We start from the raw sequence: 20,677 nt of genomic DNA on the forward strand, positions 1-20,677 counted from the left end.
GCCATATGATCTGTCGCGCCTTGCGCGATCCATTCATTCCTAACTTCTAACTACTGATTTATTGAAAGATTTTTTCCAAAAGGTCCGCGCCGTCGATCTCAACGGGTACGAGCGGCACGCCGATGGCTTCCGACACCTGCCGGGGCGTTAGATCGTCCAGAAACACGTCGCCGCCGTCGCGCAGCATATTGGCTGAAATCAGCACACGCTCGCCAAGATCGTTTCGGTTTTTCAGTTGTGCGATCAAATCCTGCCCCGTTATCAGACCCGCGACCGATACGCTGTGCCCAAAAAAATCGTTCTGAATCGCGCAAACATTTCCTCTTAAATTATCGCATGCGGCGGCGGCTTCGTCAAGCAGCTTTGCAAGCGAGGGCGCGGCCGCCGTACCGGTCGCTATGGTGAAGGGGCGGGCGGAACGGCCCTTGTAGTCCGGCAACGCCAGACGGAATTCCTCGGCAAACAGCGGCAGCATGCCGATGCCGTTTTCAAACTGGGTAAAATCTTCGTAATAGTCCGCGTCCGGCAGCTTGCGCCGCGCTTTCAGGTACAGCTCATCCCCGCACCAGACAAGGCGCGTGCCGATCTCCCGCAGGCAATCCGCCGCAAAGGGTTCTACGATATCGAGAACTTCCCCCGCGCTTTCCGCCGTGGTCTCCCGCAGCGGATACAGGCCCTCGCGGTGGCGCGTCTGTCCAAACGGAACGACCGAGACACTGCTCACCGCCGGATATAAAGTCCGCAGATCGCGAAGCGAACGCCGCAGTTCTTCCCCGTCGTTAAGACCCGCACACACCACAAGCTGGCAATTCATCGTAATGCCGCCCGCCGCAAAGCGCTCCATGATCTTCAGCGCCTCGCCCGCGCGCGGATTGCGCAGCATTTCGACCCGGAGCGCGGGGTTTGTCGTCTGCACCGAGATATTGACCGGTGAGATGCGCATGCGCAAAATGCGGTCGACATCGTCCTCGGACAGATTGGTAAGTGAAATATAATTGCCCATCAGAAAGGACATGCGCGCATCGTCATCTTTGACATAAAGCGTTTCCCGCATACCTCTCGGCAGCTGATCGATAAAGCAAAAAACACAGCTGTTGGAGCAGCGCTTCATGCCATCCATCAAATAATGCTCGAAATTCAGACCGAGCGGCTCCCCTTCGCGCTTTTGCACCGACACGTCGCGGATGGTTTGTCCATCCGCCGCCAGCACGCGCAGGGTAAGCGCTGCGTCGTAGCTGTAAAATTTATAATCCAGCACATCGCGGATCGGCGTGCCGCCGATATCGAGCAGGGTCTCCCCCACGCGAAGCCCGGCCCGTTCCGCCGGACTGCCCGCGTCTATTTGCGTGATCCGTGACGCCATACGGCACACCTCCATCCATAAAAAAACGGAGAAAGCACATCCGCCTTCTCCATTTTCATTCTGTCTAGCCTTACGCTTCCTTGACGGCGACGACCTCGCGGCCGTTGTAATAGCCGCAAGCCTTGCACATTCTGTGGCTCAGCTTCATCTCGCCGCACTTGGGGCACTTGCTCATGCCGGGCAGAGAGAGCTTCCAGTGAGAATTACGGCGCTTGTCGCGACGGGCTTTCGAGATCTTTCTCTTCGGTACTGCCATGGTGGATACACCTCCTACTTTATCTTCTATGATTCTTTTTGACTAATGAAACGTTTACTCGTCCTCTTTCGGATCGAGCAGCGCGCGCAGCGCGGCAAATCGAGGATCGATCTGCTGGCTTTCGCAGTTGCAGGTCACCTTGTTGCGGTCCGCGCCGCAATGCGGACAGAGGCCTTTGCAGTCCTCCTTGCAGAGGTATGTCATTTCGACCTGCAAAATCAACTCGGGCACTAGGATATCCGCCGGATCCACGGTGTCGGTCGTGAGCACTAAGACTTCGTCGTCCTCCTCGGCCTCGGGATCGGTGGTAAGGATCACGTCGGCTTCAGCCGTCAAGAGAACCTCGAGCGGCTCCAGACAACGCGCACAGCAAGTCGAATAGATCGTCTTGATCGTTCCCGTCAATCGGATAACGCCCCGCTCGTTGGACACTTCGCCGCTGAGCGTTACCGGACTTTGGAACGGATATGCGCCGTAAAGCTTTTCCTCGCGCAGAGAGATCGTTTCCGAAAACGGTATGGAAGCGACGGCTGCGCCGGTAAGTTTTCTTAAATCAATCTTCATGTCAACCTCACATGGTACATGGAATAGTATACTATACCGCGCTCCCATTTGTCAACCAAAAATTGCGCAAAACGCGGCTTTTTCTGTCCATTCCCTCCCTTTCCCACAGACGGCGCGAATACCTGCCGCGGCATTTGCTTTTTTGATCAAATCCGCTATACTAAAAGGAAGAGAATAACCGGGAAAGGACCCTGCTATGAAAGAGTACAGTATCGCGAAAAACGACAGCGGCCAGCGCCTGAACAAATTTCTTGAAAAAGCGGTGCCGCGGCTTGGCGGCGGCCAGATGCATAAATACCTGCGCCTCAAGCGCATCAAGGTGAACGGCAAGCGGGCCGAGGCTTCGCTCCGCTTGTCCGAGGGCGACCTTGTACAGCTCTATCTCAACGATGCGTATTTCTCCCCCGTGCGGGAGGACGAGGCGTTCCGGCTGATCTCGTCCCCCAAACTCACGGTGATTTATGAGGATGCAAACATTTTACTTGCCGACAAGGCACCCGGCATGGTCGTCCACGCCGACGAGTCCGGCGACGCCGATACGCTGATCGCGCACATTCAGGCCTATCTGGTGCAGACAGGCGCGTGGGACCCGGCGGACGCCGCGTCCTTCTCGCCCGCCCTATGCAACCGAATCGACCGCAATACCGGCGGCATTGTCGTCGCCGCAAAAACCGCCGAAGCGCTGCGTATATTAAATGAAAAGATCAAGGCACACGAATTGATCAAAAAATATCTGCTGATCGTGCACGGCGCGCCGACGCCGCCCAGCGGTCAGATCGAGAACTTTCTGCGCCGCGATGAAAAGCGCAAGCAGGTCACGTTGCATAGCGCCCGGGTGCCGGGCAGCAAAACGGCGATCACCCGCTACCGCACGCTGGCAAAAAACGGCGGGCTTTCCCTTGTCGAATGCGAACTGCTGACCGGCCGCACGCACCAGATACGCGCCCACATGGCCTCCATCGGCTGTCCGCTGCTGGGCGACGGTAAATACGGGTCAAACGAACAAAACCGGCCGTACCATGAAAAGGGACAGGCGCTTTACGCCTACTCCCTCACCTTTCGCTTCGGGGACGGCGCGGGCGCGCTCTCCTATTTAAACGGCAAAACCTTCCGGGTCAAGGACATTCCCTTTGTGCGAAAATATTTCCCCGGCTTCCAGCTTTCTTAGGAACACGAAGCATAGGCGCTTCGTCTAAAACAATAGGGAACCTATTAAAGGAGGGAAACATTATGAAAAAGGCGATCTCTATCATTTTATCTGCATGCTTGCTTTTCGGCTCCGCCTTCGCGGCCGAAGCGCCGCAGTCCGACCAGCTCGCCAAGGTGACAAAGCTGGTTAAGGCGCAGATCGACGTCGGTGACCAGTACACCGATTTCAAGGGCTATCAGTCGAGTGAAATGGGCCTAACCTATTGGTCGCTCAGCTGGTCGGGGGACGGCGAATCCCTTGAGGTGCAGGCCGGCGAGGACGGCACGATCTATTCCTATTGGCAAAGAGGGCGAAACAGCGCCTACCGGGACGACTACGCGCCCAAGCTGCCCAAATCAACCCGCGGCGAGGCGCTTGCCGCGGCGGACGCCTTTGTATCCCGCTTGATGCGCGAGAAGGAGGGCTATGTATTTGAAAATGATAACGACGACATTTCGATCTATAACACCGATTCCTGTAGCTTTTCCGGACAGATGACCTATGACGGCGTGCCCACGCCCGTGACCCTGCGCGTGCACGTTTCACTGCCCGATCTGACGGTGACCTCTTATTCCCGCAACGAGGAGCCGCGCATCGGCGCCATTCCCTCCAAAACGCCCGCCGTGACCAAGGAAGCGGCGGCGGCAAAGCTGCGCGCCACAAACGAGCTGCGGCTGGAATACGTGCTGGAAGAAGGCGAAACGCAGGCGGTCTTGCGCTACGTACCGCAGGCTGCAAACGATTTTTATGTGGACGCGCAGACCGGCGCGCTCGTCGATCTGGATCAACTGTACACAAAGGCACGTGACAAAGGCTATGGCGGCGCATACGCCGGTTCCAGTGCGGACGCCGCCGCGGAAAACGGTCTCTCCGCGTATGAACAGGACGCCATCGCGGCGCTGGAAGGCGTGCTGGGTACGGATGCGCTGGATGCGAAGCTGCGCGCCATGCCCGAACTCGGCCTGAACGGCTACAAGCTGTCCGGCGCACAGTACAGTCAGGTGGATGACGAGACCGGCGCGGTCATGTGCCGCCTGCAATATGTAAAAAACGGCACAGACCCCGCGCTGTTTAAATCGGCCGAGGTCGACGCGCGCACCGGCGCGCTGCAATACCTTTCCACCCATGGCGGCGAGGAGATCAAAAACGCTGCCACCACTTATGTGGGCGACGCTGGAAACGCCAAAGCGGCCGCGTTCCTAAAGCGCTATTTTGCCGATCAGGCGGAGCAAACCGCCCTGTACGATACGCTGGATTTCAGCAACCGCTATGTACGCTACACCTATGCGGAGCAGGCCAATGGTCACCCCTACCCCGGCAACGCCTTTACCGTAGGCATTGACCGGCAGAGCGGCTTCGTCGATTCCTTCTACTATACTTGGGACGATAGCGTGACCTTTGACCGTGCGGATGGACTAATCACCGCCGAAAAAGCGCTGGACGCGTACTTCGGCGCGCAGACGGTCACCCTGCAATATGTGGCCGTGCCCAAGGAACTTATCCCTTCCATGCCGGACTACCCGAAATATGCCGATTATTATGCGGCCGGCGGCCGTTACCTGCTTGAATGGAAGCTCGGCTATACCGCCATATTCGACACGTACTGCCGCGGCGTGGACGCCAAAACCGGCGAAACGCTGTTCCCCACCTCCTCTTGGAACAGCGCGATCTCCTATTCCGATGTTACCGAGGCCTCTCACCCACAGGCCATGACGCTAGCAGAACTGGGCGTCGGCTACCGCGAAGACACGCTGCAGCCGGGCAAAGCGCTGACCCAGCGCGATCTGCTCGTTCTGCTCCTCAGCGCAAACGGCATGTACTATGAGGAGGACACCGACTCTTTGTACGAAGCCGCTTACTCCCACGGTATGCTCACCCGGAGCGAGCGCGCCCCGGATCAGCTCGTGAGCCGCGCGCAGTTGGTCAAAATACTGATCGACGGCACCGGCTTTGGCAAGACCGCCGGCTTGACCGGCATTTACCGCACCTCGTTCACGGATGACGCCGCGATTCCCAGCCAATATTACGGTTATGTCGCCACCGCGCAGGGCATGGGCCTAATCCGCGGCGACGAGCACGGCCGCTTTAACCCGAATGAAACCGCGACGCGGGGGCAGGCCGTCATCGTTCTTTACAACTTCATGGCGCGTTAAACGTCCAAGCCGCGATGCAGCGGCGTTTTGACAAGCTGAACCCGGCAGTCGGTGACTGCCGGGTTCAGCTTTTGTTTTACGTGAATTCAGCCGGAGAATAGGTGCCGTCCTGAATACTTTGCGCCGTGGCGTCGGACAGGTTGTTGTAAACCACGCCCGGTTCCAGCGTAATGCCCTTGATCGCCGCCAGCTCGGATATCGTTACAAACGCATAGGTCTTATCCGTTCGGCTTTGCAGATCGTCGATCGCGGCCAGACAGCCTTCGACCGAGGTGGTGTAAAGGTCGTGCATCAGCACGATATCGCCGTCGCCCGCGGTATTGACAATGGCGCTACGCACGCTTTCTTTATCGCGTATACGCCAGTCCTCGGTATCAACGCTCCAGTTGACGATCGGCACGCCGATCGCCTTCATCTGTTCCTTCACGGTTGCGTTGACGCCGCCGCCGACCGGGCGCATGACCGTGGGCCGGTGGCCGGTCTTCTCTTCGATCAGCTTGCTGTTGGATTCCACCTGATCGTATACGCTTTCCGCGTCCAAACCGGAAAGCTTGTCGCCGGGGTGGGTCATCGTATGGTTGCCCAGCTCGTGCCCCTCTTCCAGCAAGCGGTTCATCGTCCCGTCGTAGCCCTTGATGCGTTCGCCCACCATGAAGAACGTGGCGTGCGCGCCGCGCTCCTTCAGGCCGTCGAGCAGATGGGCGGTCAGCCCTTCCGGATATCCGTCCAGCGGGCCGGTCGGGCCGTCGTCAAAGGAAAGCGCGATATAAACATCCGCCTCCGGAATATTGCCGCCGACAGATTGGGTCAGTTCGCTCTGCATGGAATCCAAATAGGCCTTTTGGCTGTCATAGCCGTCCAGCGGGGATTTTGTAAAAGCAAGGGTACCGTTGCCGTCATTCAGATCGCTGTAATGCTCGCCGATCAGCGCGGCAAACAGCTGCGCCGAAACATAAAAGCGGCCGCTGTCCGGATCGGTGTGCGCCGTTAAGTTATCGCCTTTAACGCGCTTGCCGTCCACCTTGGCCTTGCCGTTGTCCTCCACAGTGGATTCACGGCCCAAGACGTTCACCGTCCATCGGTTCTTGTCATCCTTGGATGCCTCGCCGCCCATGGCCGTTACCGCACCTTCCAACGGCACGAATTTTGTCCCGTCATTCTCCATGACCGCGCAGCCGCGCTTGCCCAGAGAATCGGTCATCGACTTTGCTTCGCCGCTGAGCAGCAGCTTATCGGAATCGACGCGCAGCAGCACGCTGCCGTCCACTACCTGTTGACGCGACGGGCCAAGCTTCGGAAGGGCTTCCTCCGCGATCTTCGTGAGCTTTTCATCATCCAACTCCTTTTTGGATTTGGAAACGACGATCAGATCGCCCTTGGTCGCGTCGAGCGTGCCGGTCTTCCAAGAAAGCGCCTCGCAGATCTCGCGCACCGGCACATAGGTCGTACCGTCCACAATGGCGGGCGCGGTTGCCATCGTGCGCGTTTCATCATTAAAGCGCAGCGTTTTGCTGCCAACAGTCACGCGGACCGTATCTTTTTTGTGTGTGATCGAGGCGGTTTTGCTCACCTGCTCCCAGCCCGGCTCCAAGCCTAGGCTTTCGCACATTGCCTTAAGCGGTACAACGGCTGTGCCGCTGTCATCCACAAACGGCGCGGCGCCGCCCATATCCTTTATTTCGCCGCCCACATACGCCTTGGAATTATAAACCTGAAATACCACCTGATTTTTGCTGCCGCCGAATATTGCGCCGGTCACGCCCTTTACCAGCCGGAACCCAACGGGCACCGCGATCACGATCAGTAAAATCAGCGCGATCAACACGCCGTAATGGCTGTTGCGTCTTCGGCGGCGGCGATACCGCCTCGCTTGATAAGGCATTGCTGTTCATTCCTTCCTGCCTATCCTGTTATTGATTTGTCATATCATATGATACTACGAATGATGCTAGAATTGGGTTACAATTCGACAAAAAGCTCGTCTGCAAGCAGTTGAACGCCGATTCCGAGCAGATGTGGGCCAACATACACCCCTAATGTGCAGTCGATCTCGCCCTCCATAAAATTTTCATGGTCCGGCAGGGCGCGCTGCGCCATGGAACGTATCTCTTTCAGCTCGCCCGGCGAATCGCCATGCGCCACGGCAAGGTTAAAACGCGCGCCGCGCGGCACCAGCGCCGTGGCCATTTGCACCATTTTCTCCATGGCGAATTTCCGACCGCGCACCTTGGACACGCTGACCAGTTCGCCGTCCGGAGCAAAAGAAATAATCGGCTTGATCTGCAGCAGCGTTCCGGCCACCGCGGCGATTTTACCGATGCGGCCGCCCTTTTGCAGATATTCCAGCGTATCCACGCAGAAAAAGACATGGGTATCCGCCATCAGGCGCGGCAGCGCGCGGGTCAGCGCATGCCAGCTCCACCCTTCCTCGATCCAGCGCGCGGCCTGCAGAACCGTCATGCCTGTGCCAAGGGAACCGCTCAGCGTATCGAACGCTGCGACCTCCAGCCCGGGCGTATTTTCCCCGATCACGCGTACCAAATTATGCGTGCCGCTTAATCCGCTGGAAAAATTGATGGCCAGCACTTTGGTATATCCGGCGTCCCGGATACGGATAAAGGCGTTTTCCACGGCTTCGCCGCTCGGCAGCGTGGTTTTGGGCAGCTCGGTCTTTAAGCGGCGGTATACCTCGTCCGGTGTGATATCAACATTATCGGAAAATTCGCCATCGGAAAAAATCAGTTTAAGTGGAACAACGTAGATATCATACCTTTTGATCAGATGCGCGGGGATGTCCGCGCAGGAATCGGTCAGCAATGCGATCTTTTGTTGGTTCATAAACCTCTCCCGCTTTTCTTAAAGATCTTCTCCGGCGCTCCAGTTGACGGAATGGGGCGTTCTAACAGGCTTTCGCTGATCGGGCGGCGCGACCTTGACGCCGAAAAAATCATACCACTCGCCGCAAGCGTCGCACTGCCACGCGGTGGCGTCGGTCTCGTCCATGATATAGATCTCGTTGCCGCATTCGCAGGTTAAAATAGTCATTGCCGGTTCTCCTTTGCTATATTGACATTAGTATAACACAATGCGTACAGAAAGTCGAACCGAATCGGCATTTTTCACAGTTCGGTCATACTTTTTTGAAAATGAAAACTCCCGTCATACCACGCTTTCGCGTGTATTTCGGGAGCTTTTGATGGAGCGATTGACGATAATGATACGAATGGCTTTATTGGAACCTGTTTGCTCACTGCCTCTGTTTGAGCAGTAGCTTTTCAAACGCTTTCACCGGGATGGGTTTGGAGAAAAAGAAGCCCTGTCCGATATCGCAGCCAATGCTTTTGACGTAGTCCAGCTGGGCTTTGGTCTCTATGCCTTCGCACACGGTTTGCATTTGAGTTTCGTGCGCCATCTCCACCACCTTTTTCAGCACCACGCGGCTGCGGGCGTTCGTCTCAAAATCCTGCAACAGGCTTCTATCCAGCTTGAGCACGTCCGCGGACAGCATGCTCAATACGTTCAGCGAGGCGTAGCCTGTTCCAAAGTCGTCTATGGCGAGCCGCACGCCGCGTTCATGCAGCCGGCGCGAAAGCGCGTACATCTCCGTATCGTTCTCTACAAACGCGCTTTCTGTTAATTCCACTACGATTCGACCGTGCGGCACCTGCCACTTGTCCAGCACCGCGCAGAATTTTTCCACGTAGTGCGCTTCACACAGATGCCGACGGGATTGGTTGGAGCATATCTCCACCGGCGGGAGACCCTGCTTGGCCCAGCCGTGCATCTCTTTGCAAAGCTGCTCCAAGAGATAAAAGTCCAGATCCCGGATGAACCGGTTTTCCTCAAACAGCGGAATGAACTCGTCCGGCCCAATGATTTCTTCCTCCGCCGTCACCCAACGAACCAGCGCCTCCCCGGCCGTCACCTGTCCGGTCTTTAAGTCCACCTGCGGCTGGATGTATAGCTTGAATTCTCCGTTTTTCAGCGCGTCCGAGGCGCGCTCCATCAGATCGTTCCTTCGGAACAGCTGCGTTTCCAGTGCATCGTTATAATACGCATACCTGCTCGCGCCCTCCTCGCGCGGAGCGCTTTGCAGCGCGATCAGCGCCTTGTCCAGCATCTGCCGCACACCGCGCCGGCTTTTGGCTGGTATCGGATACACCCCCGCCGCAAAGGTCACATGGATGCGAAGCTCCTGCTGCATCGCTTCATCCAGCAGGCAATCGCGTATCTCTTCTATGCGCTGCTCCAGATCTTTTGTGGCCGAGTAGGTCAGCAGCATGGCAAAGTGATCCTTTTCCAGACGCGCGCACAGCTCGCCTTCCACGCATTTGTCCTGTATGTTCTGCGCAACGCTCCGCAAAACATTATCCCCCACATCAAAACCGTGCAGTTGGTTGATATAGCGGAAATGGTTCACCCCGAACGTCAGCACCGCAAACCGTTTTTCACTCGGCTTTGCCAGCGCCTCCCGACACCTGCTTTCAAAGCCCGGGCGGTTCAGCAGGCCCGTCAGGCCGTCCTGCTCCTGCAACTTTCGGCCTTGCTGCTCCAGCATCTGACGCAGGGACCGCTCTATCTCCATATAGTCCCGCCGCGCCTTTTCCACGTTGAACCCGGTTTCCCCGGCCTGCTCTTCAAACGGCATAGAATGATGGAACTGTACCACCTTCCAGCCGTCACGCTCCCGCCGGAACACGCCGGAAAAGCGCACCGGCTTACGGAACGCCACTCCACCGGTAAGATCGGACTGCACGGTAAGGGTAATGATACCGCCCGCGATATCCGGCCCCAGCTGTTCGATATGATACTGCTCGTCCGATATCACCCAGCCGCCCTGATACGTTTGTCGCTCCCGCGCAAAAAGCTCTATCAGCGACCGGCGGTCGTAGCCGATTTCCACACGCCCGGCGCCTACCCAGCTGATCCGTTCGGAAATTAAAGAAAGCAAGCTAGTATAGTCGCGCTCTACAAAATATGCCTTTATCAGCCGCTTTGCCAGACCTTCTATTTCGTCCCGGCTATCCTGCATCGTTTTCATGTCATTTCAGCCCTTTTCCTATGCGCTCTTTCCCTCTTTGCTCCTCGCCCGTCTCAGTTCCTTTTGCAGCTTGCGAATCTGCGCCTGCTGTTCACGGATCACATTCAGCAGCAGCTTGCGGGGCGTGCGGTCGTTATTGATCTCCTTCCATTTCCCCAGCTGGCCCGCCTCATACGCCCGCCGCCAGTGATAGGAAGCCCGTTCCACGCGCTTATACCCCAGCATTTCCACGGAGAAGCCCGCGTCTGTAAAGATCTTCGTCGGTCCTTCTCCCGCCATGTACCGCTCGATAAAATGCTCTTTAAACGCGTTGGTATACTGTATCTCACGCGGCGATACCGAAAAAACGTTTGGGTTTTGCTCCAATGTTTCCACTTCGTCCTGTGTAAATAACCGTTTACCCATACTGCCCACCTCTCTATCCAGAGAATTATATTTTTAATCTCCCGCTCCAAACCCACCTTATAAACAGATGGGCTTGGAGCGGGAGGGGACGAAAGTCCCCTCCCCCAATGCCTTTGGGTTTTATAGGCTGACGTAACGCATCAGCATGGCCGCCACTTCGGCGCGGGTGGCGTTGCCCTTGGGATCGAGCAGCCCGCCGCCCTTGCCGGTAATGATGCCCTTACCGGATGCCCAGCGCAGCGCATCCGCCGCGTACGCAGATACCTGATCCGCGTCGCTGAACGCCAGCTCGCCGCCATCCACCGCAGGCGAGCCCGCAAAACGGTACAGCATGGCCGCGAGCTGTTCCCGGGTGATGCTGCCATCCGGGTTGGTGCCGTCCGAAATGCCGGTCTGCACCGCCCACGCCATGGCCTTGGAATACCACTGCTCTCCGCCAGCCGTGTCCTGCCCGTCCAAACGGGCCAGCACGGTCATCAGCATGGCGCGGCTCATTTGCGCGTCCGGCGCAAAGGTTCTGTCGCCCATGCCGCTGAACAGGCCGCGCGAGGTGACGAAGCTGACTGCGTCCGCGTACCACTTTTCCGCGGGCACGTCGTCGAACTGCTTGGCGTTATCCACCACCTTGAGCGTGGCCGACTCATCCAGCCATACGCGCAGGCCGGTCTCGGTGACAACGCACTGATTCACCGGTTTCTCGCTGCCATCCGGCTTGACGATAACGACTGTCATGCCCGGTGTGGGATTTTCCACCGGGATATCTACCACAACGTTGTTCATTCCGTTCGGTATGGTCACGTTCGCGGTGATATCGCCATTCTTTCCAATGGTTGTCTCCACCTTCACGCCGTCCTTGCGTGTTTCGGTGACGGTGACGCCGCCGTCCTTATCGGTTACCTTGATGATTACGGAACCATCCGGATAAGTGGTGGTTTCGGTGGTCGTGCCTGTTTTTTCATCGGTCAAGGTCTCGGTCTTGGAGCCGTCCGGATTGGTCACCGTATCACTCGCGCCGGTATCCGGTGCGGCGGCTCCGCCGCCACCTCCACCGCCTCCACCACCGCCGCCGGAGCCGCCGCTGCCGGAATCATCCGGCTTGGTGCCGTCGCCGCCGGAGGGTTCGGAGTCGCCGAACTGCGCGTAGAGGGTTGTGTCTCCCATCAGCTTGACCACGGTATCCGCCGTGATCTTCGTGCCGCCGCTTGCCGCGGTGAACCAGCCCTGAAATACCTTGCCGGACAGGCTGGCGCGGGGCAGCTTGCCGTATTTCGCATCGTATGTCACGGTAAGTTTATTGCCGTCCGTCAGCTCTACGCCGTTGGAGCTGATGGAACCGCCTTCACCGGGAACAAAGGTCACCACATGCGTACCTGCTTTCCAGCCTGCCGTGGCGATAAGGTCCGCCGCCGGCATATGGGCCGGGATCTCCGTGACTGCCGCATCGGCCGGTGTGAGCGCGACCGTCCAGCCGTTAAAGCTGTAGCCGGTACGCGTCAGTTCTGCACCGTCCGCGTCCGTTTTCGGCGCGGTGATGACCGTGCCCCAGCGGTAGGTTCCGTTCGGCGTATAGCCGCCGTTTGCCGCGAATGTACCGCCGTTCGCGTTCCAGTTCAGCGCAAACTGGTCGCGCGCGTAGTAAATCTTCACAACGACGGGATTTACCGTCGTACCCTTTTGGTTATTGCCGTCCGGATCGACGCCGAGAATCTCGACGTTCCGCACGCCCTTCCCCTCTGCGGTATCCAGATGATAATTTGTGTAGGCGTACTCGTTTCCGGTAAGCGCTGTTTGCCGGCCGGTAACGCCCTGATACGTGACCGCGTCCGCGTCGCTGAATTTGTGCGCCGCGTCATATGTGTGATCCGGCTCGGCCTTGTAACTTCCGTCCACCTGCTCCAGATAGACCGCCACCTGATACGGAGTGTCGCTGTTCGGCTGATACGTGACTGTATAGGTCAGGTCGTTTGACGCCATATTGCCCGCGATCCTTGGATTTTGCGAAGAGAACGCGTTATTGTCCGGCGAAACCGTTTTGGGCGTAAAGCCGGGCACGGCGGGCGCCGTTACATCAAACGTGGTGCCCACGTTCAGCTTTTGAACCACGGTTGCCGGTGTGACTGCGGAGCCGGGGTTTTCCAGTTTGTGCTCCACCTTCAACTCGTATTTCCGCTCCTCTGTCTTCCATTTCGCGTGAAACGTCTGATCCAACGCGGGCATGGTCATGCCTTCGCTAAAGTTCAGCCACGAATCGAAAGCGTAATCGCTCGTACGGTCGCTGTCCCTCCCCATTTCCATGGTCGGGGCGATAATGGTAGCACCGTAGCGGTAATCCGCTGTCTGTTTGTCGGCGTGATCACCGTTCGGGAGAATGAAATAACCTTCCACCGCATCCCAGATCACTGTGTTTACATCGCGGTCATAATAGACCTCTACCACGGTCGTGCCGTCCGCCGCGATATCGACCTGCGTCAGTTTTTTATCCTCCTGCTCCGAAGGATGGAACCCTAAGGTGGTTCCCGCCGACACCTTGGTCTTTGCATTCGTCGTTCCCGTGAGGGTTTTGTTATCGCTCTCGCTATGGTCGTAACCGTCGCCCGTGACCTGCTGGTAGTAATACTTGACGGTATACGGCGTGTTCCCATTCGGCGAATAGACGACCGTTACCGTTTTATCTTCCGCCGGCATTGTTCCAGATACCGTTGCACTATTCGGAGTGTAACCGTTTACTTCCGGTGAGGCCACCGAATAAGGAGCGTTAAAATGCAGGGTATCGTCCACATGCCGCTGCGGCGCCAGCTCGGTATGTCCATCCGCCATCACGTAATCGATGGTCAGTGTGTACGGGTGCTCGTCTTTCGACCACTCCGCGCGGTAGTAAATGGTCCGGGCAGGCATTCGGACGGCGCTGAATGGATTATTGTCTGCATCCAGCCATTTATTAAAGGTGTACTCGTAAAGCGCATCCGCGTCGTGTGTGAATCCTTCGGCTTCCAACTCCGCTTGCGTCGGCGCCTTGATCTCATCGTCGTACGCTACGCGTGTCGTCAGCGTTGTACCGTCGTGATACTTACCGCCGTTCGCGTCCCATACGACCTGATACAGGTTGCGGGTGTAGTAGATTTTGACCACCCGCTCTCCATCCGCGTCGATGTTTGCTTGGGTAAAGGTTTGCGGCGTAAATCCCTCGTACGTCATGGCGGACGCTCTGGTCGATGTATTGGTCGTACCGGCAAGCGACTGGGCGCTGTCCGCGACCTCGGCATAGCCGTTTTCATAGTCCGTCTCGCTGCCGCCGATTTTTTGCTGGAAATGCTTTACCGTATAGGGGGTATCCGTGTTGGGGCTGTAAATCACGGTGACCGTCATATCGCCCGTTGGCATGGTGCCCTCTATAACGGACTGGTTCGGCGTGTAACCCTGCACGTAATAATCGGAAGTGTGATCCGCAGGCTTCAGTTCCAGCTTATACGCTTCGCCCTTTGCCAATGTTTGTGTGTACGTTGTGGGGAACTTCGGTACGTTCTCCACACTGCCCGCGTCCGAGCGCTCAAACAGAATGGTCAGCGTATAGCTTTGTTCGGTCTGCGACCACTGCGCAAGATACGTCTTGTTTTCGGCCGGCATCGTATCCGTTTCCGTCCAGTTCTGCCATGCGTCAAACGCATAGGTATAGTCGTTATCCGCATCGCGCGTGGGAATCTCCGCAGGCGGAGCGATCTTGCCTTCGTAATATACCGTGCTTGTCGCGACGGTTTCATTGGTTGCGAACTTACCGTACACCGCGTTCCATGTTACGGTATACTGCTTGCGGTCGTAATAGATATCGACTTCCGTCGTGCCGTCCGCTTGGATATTCTTTTGCGTGAACTCACGCGGTGCAAAACCTGTAATGTTTTTGGCCACGGCCGCGGTTTGCGTATCGGTCATGCCGTAGTAAGTATCCTCTTCGGCGCTGTACAGCGTGAACTGCGCGGTATCCGTGATAACGCCCGTCTTATCGCTGTTCAAGGGCTGCAAGTAGTGGTTTACTTTATACTTCGTCGCAGCGCCGGCGAGATAGGGAACCTCGATCGTCACATCCGCGGCCGGCATATAGCCCGTTACGGTCGCCAGACTGGGCGTATAGCCCGACACATCAGCCGGTGAAGCAACGCTATACTGTTCGCCGACCTTGTACTGCGCTTCATATGGCGCCGCCGCCGTGCTGCCGTCCGGCAATTTATACACGATCGTCAGCTTATACGCAATCGCCTTCTCGTTCCAGTTGGCGTAGTAGGTCTTGCCCGCCACCGTATCCATGGTGGGCTTGTTGTCTGCGTCGTAGCCCTCCCATGTATCCGCGAAGGTATATGCGTGCTGCGCGTCCGAATCGCGCGACAGAGAGGTATAATCCGCCGCCGTCGGCATTGCGATTGCGCCGCCGTACTTGACCTGCTGGGTATAGGTCTTTTTGTCGGCGGTTTTCTCCCCGAAATAACCGCCGTTCGCGTTCCACGTCACGGGGTAGCTGTTGCGGTTATACCGGATTGTGATCACCTTTGTACCATCCGGGTCGATCGGCGTCGCTGCAACGGGCTGCGCGGTAAAACCGGTATAGGTGCGCGGCGCCGGGGTCACTTCCGAATCCGTTACGCCGCTGAAGGTCTGCGCATCCTCGGTTTTCTCTACATAATCCGTGCCTTCTACATTTTGCAGCTCGTGTTTTACCACATACTTTGTATTGGTGTTTGGGTAGTAGGTCACCGTGATCGTGAGCGACTCGGCGGGCATTTTGCCCGTCAAGGGGTGATCCGCCACCCAGTGGTAGCCCGGTTTTTCCTCCGGCTTATTCACGTCCGCCGTAAAATCATAGGCGGCGTTATACGCCAGTTGCTTGCTTGTGCCCGCGGGCAAGTCCAGTGACAGGCCTGTATCTGACTTTTCATAGGCCAGCGTCAGCGTATATTGAAGCTCTGTGGAATTATACGCCGCCTGATAGGTCTTGCCGCCGACGGGCATCGTGTCGCTCGCGGCCCAGCCTGTCCATTCCTTGAACGTATAGCTATACTGGCTGTCCGCATTCATACTCGGAGGTGCATCGGGCGCTACTATTTTCGCGCCATATTTCGCCGAGGTAATTTTGGTCTTTTGATTGCCGCTGAACATGCCGGTACCCGCATCCCAGATCACGTTGTAGGTCATGCGGTCGTAATAGACGTTAACAATGGTGTTTCCATCCGCGCTGATTTTTTCCTGCTTGATACTGGCGTCAATCAGCTTGAAGCCCTCATAATTTTTTTCAGTTGCGGCGGTGTCGGCGTTCGTCACGCCGTTCAGCGTTTGTTCGTCCTCCGTGACCTCCACGTACTTATCCGTAGCGTCCGTCCATTCCAGCTTCTCCCGCCAGTGCTTTACAGTATAGGCTGTTGAAGTGCCCTCGTAATACGGTATAGTCACGGTAAGGTCTTTTGCCGGCATGATGCCGGTAAGCGTTGTCTGCGCTGCGAAATAACTCTGCACGCTAGGCATATTGACCGTATATTCTTCGCCATAGCGATAAGCCTTGTCCTCTACCGTAGGCGTACTGCCGCCAAAGCCGTCCGGCATCTTGCATACCACATGCAGCGTATATGCCTTGGGGGTTTTGGTCCACTCCGCCGTAAACGTCCTATCCTGCGGCGTATCCAACTTCTGTCCCAAAGAAAAGTCCTTCCACTTGGGATCGGCATAGCTGAAACCCGGATCGTTGGTTTTACCGGCGGCGCTTTCTGCGGGCGGTACGATCGTCTGTCCCAAAGTGACCTCCGTGGTCGTCTTGGTCGAACCGCTCGGCCAAGTGCCGTCGATCAGGTCCCATGTCATGGTGTATTTTTTTCGGTCATAATACACCTTGATGGCCGTCGATCCGTCCGCCTTGATCTTCTCCTGCACGATCGAGCCCTTGAGCGCAAAGCCGTCGTAGGACTTTGCCGCCGCCGCCGTGTCACCATCGGTCGTGCCGGTCAACGTCTGCGTATCCGCTGCTTGCAATTCATAGTCGCTTAGAGAATCCGCTTTTTGCAGGTAGTGCTCCACCTTGTATGCTGTATTAGTTTCGGGAAAATATTTCACCGTGACCGTAACATCCTGCGCGGGCATGGTAACCGTTACCGTCTGCTGGGCGGGTGTGTAGCCCTTTACCGGTGTCGGCGTAACCGTGACCACGTCGCCTGCTTTTTTACCGGTTTCCACAATATCCTCCGGGGTGGTAACGCCCGTCTGCGTACCGCTCGGCAGTTCGGATTTCACCGTAAGCGTGTAAGTCAGCGAGGTGGCCGTCCACTCCGCGCGGATGGTGATATTCTGTGCGGGCATCGTACTGTCATGAGCCGCCCATTTGCTAAACGTATAGCTGCTTGCGTTGTCCGGTTCGCGCGTCGGCTTAGCGCTGTGATCGGTAATGGACGCACCATACCGCAACTGCTCGGTTTGATAGGTGGTGCCGTCTTCATACTTGCCCTGCCCCGCGTCCCATGTGATCGTGTACATATTGCGCTTGTAGTACACATTTACAACCGTAGTACCTTGCGGATCGATCGTTTGCGGCTGTACGGTTTCCGCCGTAAAGCCGGTTACCGGCTTGGCTGTCACACTCGTTTGCTGTCCGGTCGTTCCATTGCAGGTCTCATTCGGCGCAAGCGCTGTGTCTTGTACAAAATCATTATGGTCCGCGCTGCCTGTCGCTGGTTCAAACCAATATTTTACGGTATACTGTGTAGTCGTTGCCGGGAAATACATTACCGTTACGGCGATATCATGATCCGGCATAAAGCCGGACACGGTTTCCTGCCCCGGTTTATAGCCGGTGACTGTGGGCGAAACCACACGGTATGCCGTTCCCACATCAACGGTTTGCGTTTGATCTTCCGCCGCTTTGCTCCCATCGGGCTTTTGATATGAGATTGTGACCGTGTGTTGCTGCTTTATGGAATTCCATTCGGCAAGGAAGGTCAAATCATTCGCGGGCATGGTCATATCCGCGGCGTAACCCTGCCATTGAGAGAATTCATAACGGTAGGTGCCATCCGCCGTTTTGGTAGGCGCGGTTGGCGGCGTGATCGTTTCACCAAAGGATACCTTTTGTATAAGGCTCGCCACCTCCGTCCCGCCATCTTGGAGCGTGCCGCCGTTTGCGTTCCATGTAATCGTATATTGGTGCGGCTTATAAATCAGGTCGATGACGGTCGAACCATCCGCATTGATCTGCGTGATTTCCGGCGTGGGCGCGTCATAGCCGGGAATGGAGATCGCCGCTGGCCTTATTCTTGCGTCTGTCGTACCGGTAAGCGTGTCGGCCTGCTGTAAATGATCGGCGCTTTTGCTTCCTCTATAATGATTTACCGTGTACTTTGTATCTGTCTTAGCGTAAAATGTAACTTCGATCGTTAGATCGGCCGCGGGCATAGATGGGCCTTTTAATGGATGCTCTGCGCGCCAGCCATAGCCCTTTTCCTCTGCCGGGGCCCATGCTGTTACATCAAACTCCGAACCCGCGGCCACTTTTTTAGTTTTCGCTTTGAATTTGTCCTGACTCATGTCCAAGCGCAGGCCCGATTCCGCCTCATACTTCACCGTTAGATCATATTCTCTGGGCGAGGATTGGAAGGATGCGACATAACTGACTGCGCCGGTCACGTTCGGGAAGGGATTGGAAGCGTTATACACCGTATCGCCGCCGTCCACGTTTTTCCATCCCTCAAACGCATAGGTATACTGGCTGTCTTCCGCCTTGGTCGGGTCGCCGGTGCCCGGATAGACCGGTTTATTCCCATGCTGCGCGTAGCTTGTGGTCACCTTGCCATCCACGATCCAGATCACTTTATAGGTCCGTATCGTGCTCGCATAAACCGCGTAATAGGTACGGGCTTCCGTTACATTAGGCAGGGCTTCACCGTTTTTTATATTGATCAGCGTCTCGCCGTTTTTACCGATGCTTCCGGTGTAATCCTTGATATCCGTGCTGACCGTGCCGGCGCCGTATGCCCAGCCGATAAACTCATAATCGGTACCTGTGCTGTCATCGGACGGTTTTGCGGTCATACCTGCGAATTTCGGCTGATCGCCGTGCGTATAGCTTTCCGTGCTCGTCACGCCGTTTACATTCCATGTGACGTTGTACTTTTGGCCCGCGGCATTGAGTGCCGTGAGCGTCATGTTGCCGGTCACCTTAACTTTAAAGGTCAGCTTGTAAGGATCCGCGGCGTCCGCCGTCGTGGTCACGGTTTCCGTACCAGCCATCACGACGACCGTGGTGGGATCGACCGCGGGATCCACCTGAAGCGAGCATTCCAGCTCTGTACCGGTCGCGACCGTAATGCTTGAAACGCCAGGGGCTGCGGTTGGCACGGTAAATTTGTAAAGAGCGTGGTCGATCCAGTTTACCGTACTCGTTCCCGGCCTGATCCCTTCGACGCTGATCTCCACATCGCCGGTCACGCCCGTTATGGTATATTGTCCGTTCATGCCTGTTTGGACAGATAAGGCGCTGCCGCCCGCATATTTGGCGGTAACCGTGGGTGTGCCGGAATATCCGCTTGATACCGTTACAATAAATGAAAAAGTGCCGTTATGCTCCACGGTCATCATACCGCTTGTACTGGTAATGGTATAGCCGTCTTGCGTAACGGGAAAGGCAACGGTATGCTTGTTTGCCGCCGCCGCGTCGACCGCCACGGTTAAATTGCTGGTGACAGAAGCAATGGTATACGTCACTTTATTATCTGTTTTATTGGATGGCAGCGTCGTCCCGCCAACCGTTGCCTTGGGCTGTGCATCCGTATAACCCTCGGCCAATGCAATCGTAAAAATAACCTGATCTCCGTGGGTCGCTATGGCCGTATGCGCGCCGCTTACATCGTTGATCGTGGTCGACACACCGCCTACATTCACCTGTGTTAATTGGTATCCTATGCCGGATTTCGGGATCGTAACATTATACTTGTTTTTCTCCCATCCTATTGCACCGCTGCCCGGTTCTACCGACACTGTGGTATCGGCAGTCACCGTCGGGATCGTATACGTTTTCTCAGCCGTTGGATAGATTTCATTTCCATTGACGGTTACTTTCATTGCGGATTGGGTATAGGCGTCCTTTAGTTTCAAGCTAAATGTAAAGTTACTGCCGCTTGTAATGGAATACTTCTGCTGATTCCCAGAAACCGCTGGGCTGCCGTATCCATCGGCGGTGATCGTAAACACTTCGTCGTTTTTCGGCAAGGTGACCGTCACCTTATCCGCAATGGACATTATCGCATTGCCGGCCGGACGGATGGGTTCTATCGTCACCTCGGTGTCTTCCGTCACGCCGGAGAGCGTATAGGTCCCCTCTTCCGAGGGGGGCACGCCTTACCGTTCGCCGCTACCAGCACCTGCGTGCCGGCATGATCTTCCGCCATTTTTACACGGAAGGTAAAATCGCTGTCCTTATTGATCCGGTATATTTGCGCCGTATCCGTTTCTTCATACGGTTCCACCGTGCTTTCTACTGCAACGGTAAACGTATCGCCGCCCTTCGGCAGGGTCACCGTCGCCTTGTCGGCGGCCAGCGCGGCGGTTGGCAGCATCGTCAGCAGCATTACTGCCGCCAGCAAGCTGCTGACACAGCGTTTTAACCTGCTTTTATTTCTGCTCATGCCTTCTCCTCCATTTCATTATTGCAAAGTCGCTGCGGATTCCCTCCCGCAAGCCC

General features: G+C 56.4%; 12 protein-coding genes. 2 read left to right on the top strand and 10 right to left on the bottom strand.

Annotated elements, in window-relative coordinates; all coding sequences use genetic code 11:
• Nucleotides 1-58: 58 nt before the first annotated feature.
• From RWV98_RS10775 to RWV98_RS10785, 3 genes are all read right to left on the bottom strand, one after another.
• On the bottom strand, nucleotides 59-1,363 hold the full coding sequence (locus RWV98_RS10775) for a DUF512 domain-containing protein (RefSeq protein WP_317860683.1): 1,305 nt from the start codon (nucleotides 1,361-1,363) through the stop codon (nucleotides 59-61).
• A 70-nt stretch (nucleotides 1,364-1,433) separates the two neighbouring features.
• Complete coding sequence (gene rpmF, locus RWV98_RS10780) at nucleotides 1,434-1,619, bottom strand: 50S ribosomal protein L32 (RefSeq protein WP_280962454.1); 186 nt, start codon at nucleotides 1,617-1,619, stop codon at nucleotides 1,434-1,436.
• 54 nt (nucleotides 1,620-1,673) lie between these two features.
• Nucleotides 1,674-2,183, bottom strand: coding sequence for a YceD family protein (locus RWV98_RS10785; RefSeq protein ID WP_280962453.1), 510 nt, complete (start codon nucleotides 2,181-2,183; stop codon nucleotides 1,674-1,676).
• A 196-nt stretch (nucleotides 2,184-2,379) separates the two neighbouring features.
• On the opposite strand from RWV98_RS10785, the gene RWV98_RS10790 reads away from it, so the two are divergent.
• A complete protein-coding gene (locus RWV98_RS10790) occupies nucleotides 2,380-3,351 on the top strand; it encodes an RluA family pseudouridine synthase (RefSeq protein ID WP_317860686.1) in 972 nt (323 codons plus the stop codon).
• Nucleotides 3,352-3,413: 62 nt separating this feature from the next.
• Entirely contained in the window at nucleotides 3,414-5,525 is a 2,112-nt protein-coding gene (locus tag RWV98_RS10795) for an S-layer homology domain-containing protein (RefSeq protein WP_317860688.1), read from the top strand.
• A gap of 76 nt (nucleotides 5,526-5,601) precedes the next feature.
• On the opposite strand, the gene RWV98_RS10800 is transcribed toward RWV98_RS10795, so the two are convergent.
• From RWV98_RS10800 to RWV98_RS10830, 7 genes are all read right to left on the bottom strand, one after another.
• Nucleotides 5,602-7,407, bottom strand: coding sequence for a polysaccharide deacetylase family protein (locus tag RWV98_RS10800; RefSeq protein ID WP_317860690.1), 1,806 nt, complete (start codon nucleotides 7,405-7,407; stop codon nucleotides 5,602-5,604).
• A gap of 77 nt (nucleotides 7,408-7,484) precedes the next feature.
• The gene (locus tag RWV98_RS10805; protein ID WP_317860692.1) at nucleotides 7,485-8,363 is read right to left on the bottom strand and encodes a DegV family protein; all 879 of its coding nucleotides are present in this window, start codon (nucleotides 8,361-8,363) and stop codon (nucleotides 7,485-7,487) included.
• An 18-nt stretch (nucleotides 8,364-8,381) separates the two neighbouring features.
• Nucleotides 8,382-8,570, bottom strand: coding sequence for a hypothetical protein (locus RWV98_RS10810; protein ID WP_280962448.1), 189 nt, complete (start codon nucleotides 8,568-8,570; stop codon nucleotides 8,382-8,384).
• A gap of 202 nt (nucleotides 8,571-8,772) precedes the next feature.
• Nucleotides 8,773-10,566, bottom strand: a complete 1,794-nt coding sequence (locus RWV98_RS10815) for a putative bifunctional diguanylate cyclase/phosphodiesterase (RefSeq protein WP_317860694.1) — start codon at nucleotides 10,564-10,566, stop codon at nucleotides 8,773-8,775.
• Between the two features lie 18 nt (nucleotides 10,567-10,584).
• A complete protein-coding gene (locus tag RWV98_RS10820) occupies nucleotides 10,585-10,971 on the bottom strand; it encodes an HTH domain-containing protein (protein WP_317860696.1) in 387 nt (128 codons plus the stop codon).
• Nucleotides 10,972-11,091: 120 nt separating this feature from the next.
• On the bottom strand, nucleotides 11,092-20,331 hold the full coding sequence (locus RWV98_RS10825) for an S-layer homology domain-containing protein (RefSeq protein ID WP_317860698.1): 9,240 nt from the start codon (nucleotides 20,329-20,331) through the stop codon (nucleotides 11,092-11,094).
• Nucleotides 20,289-20,621, bottom strand: a complete 333-nt coding sequence (locus tag RWV98_RS10830) for a hypothetical protein (RefSeq protein ID WP_317860700.1) — start codon at nucleotides 20,619-20,621, stop codon at nucleotides 20,289-20,291. The genes RWV98_RS10825 and RWV98_RS10830 overlap by 43 nt, the downstream gene beginning before the upstream one ends.
• Nucleotides 20,622-20,677: the final 56 nt, after the last annotated feature.

It is taken from the genome of Agathobaculum sp. NTUH-O15-33 (genome assembly GCF_033193315.1).
GTDB lineage: Bacteria > Bacillota > Clostridia > Oscillospirales > Butyricicoccaceae > Agathobaculum > Agathobaculum faecihominis_A.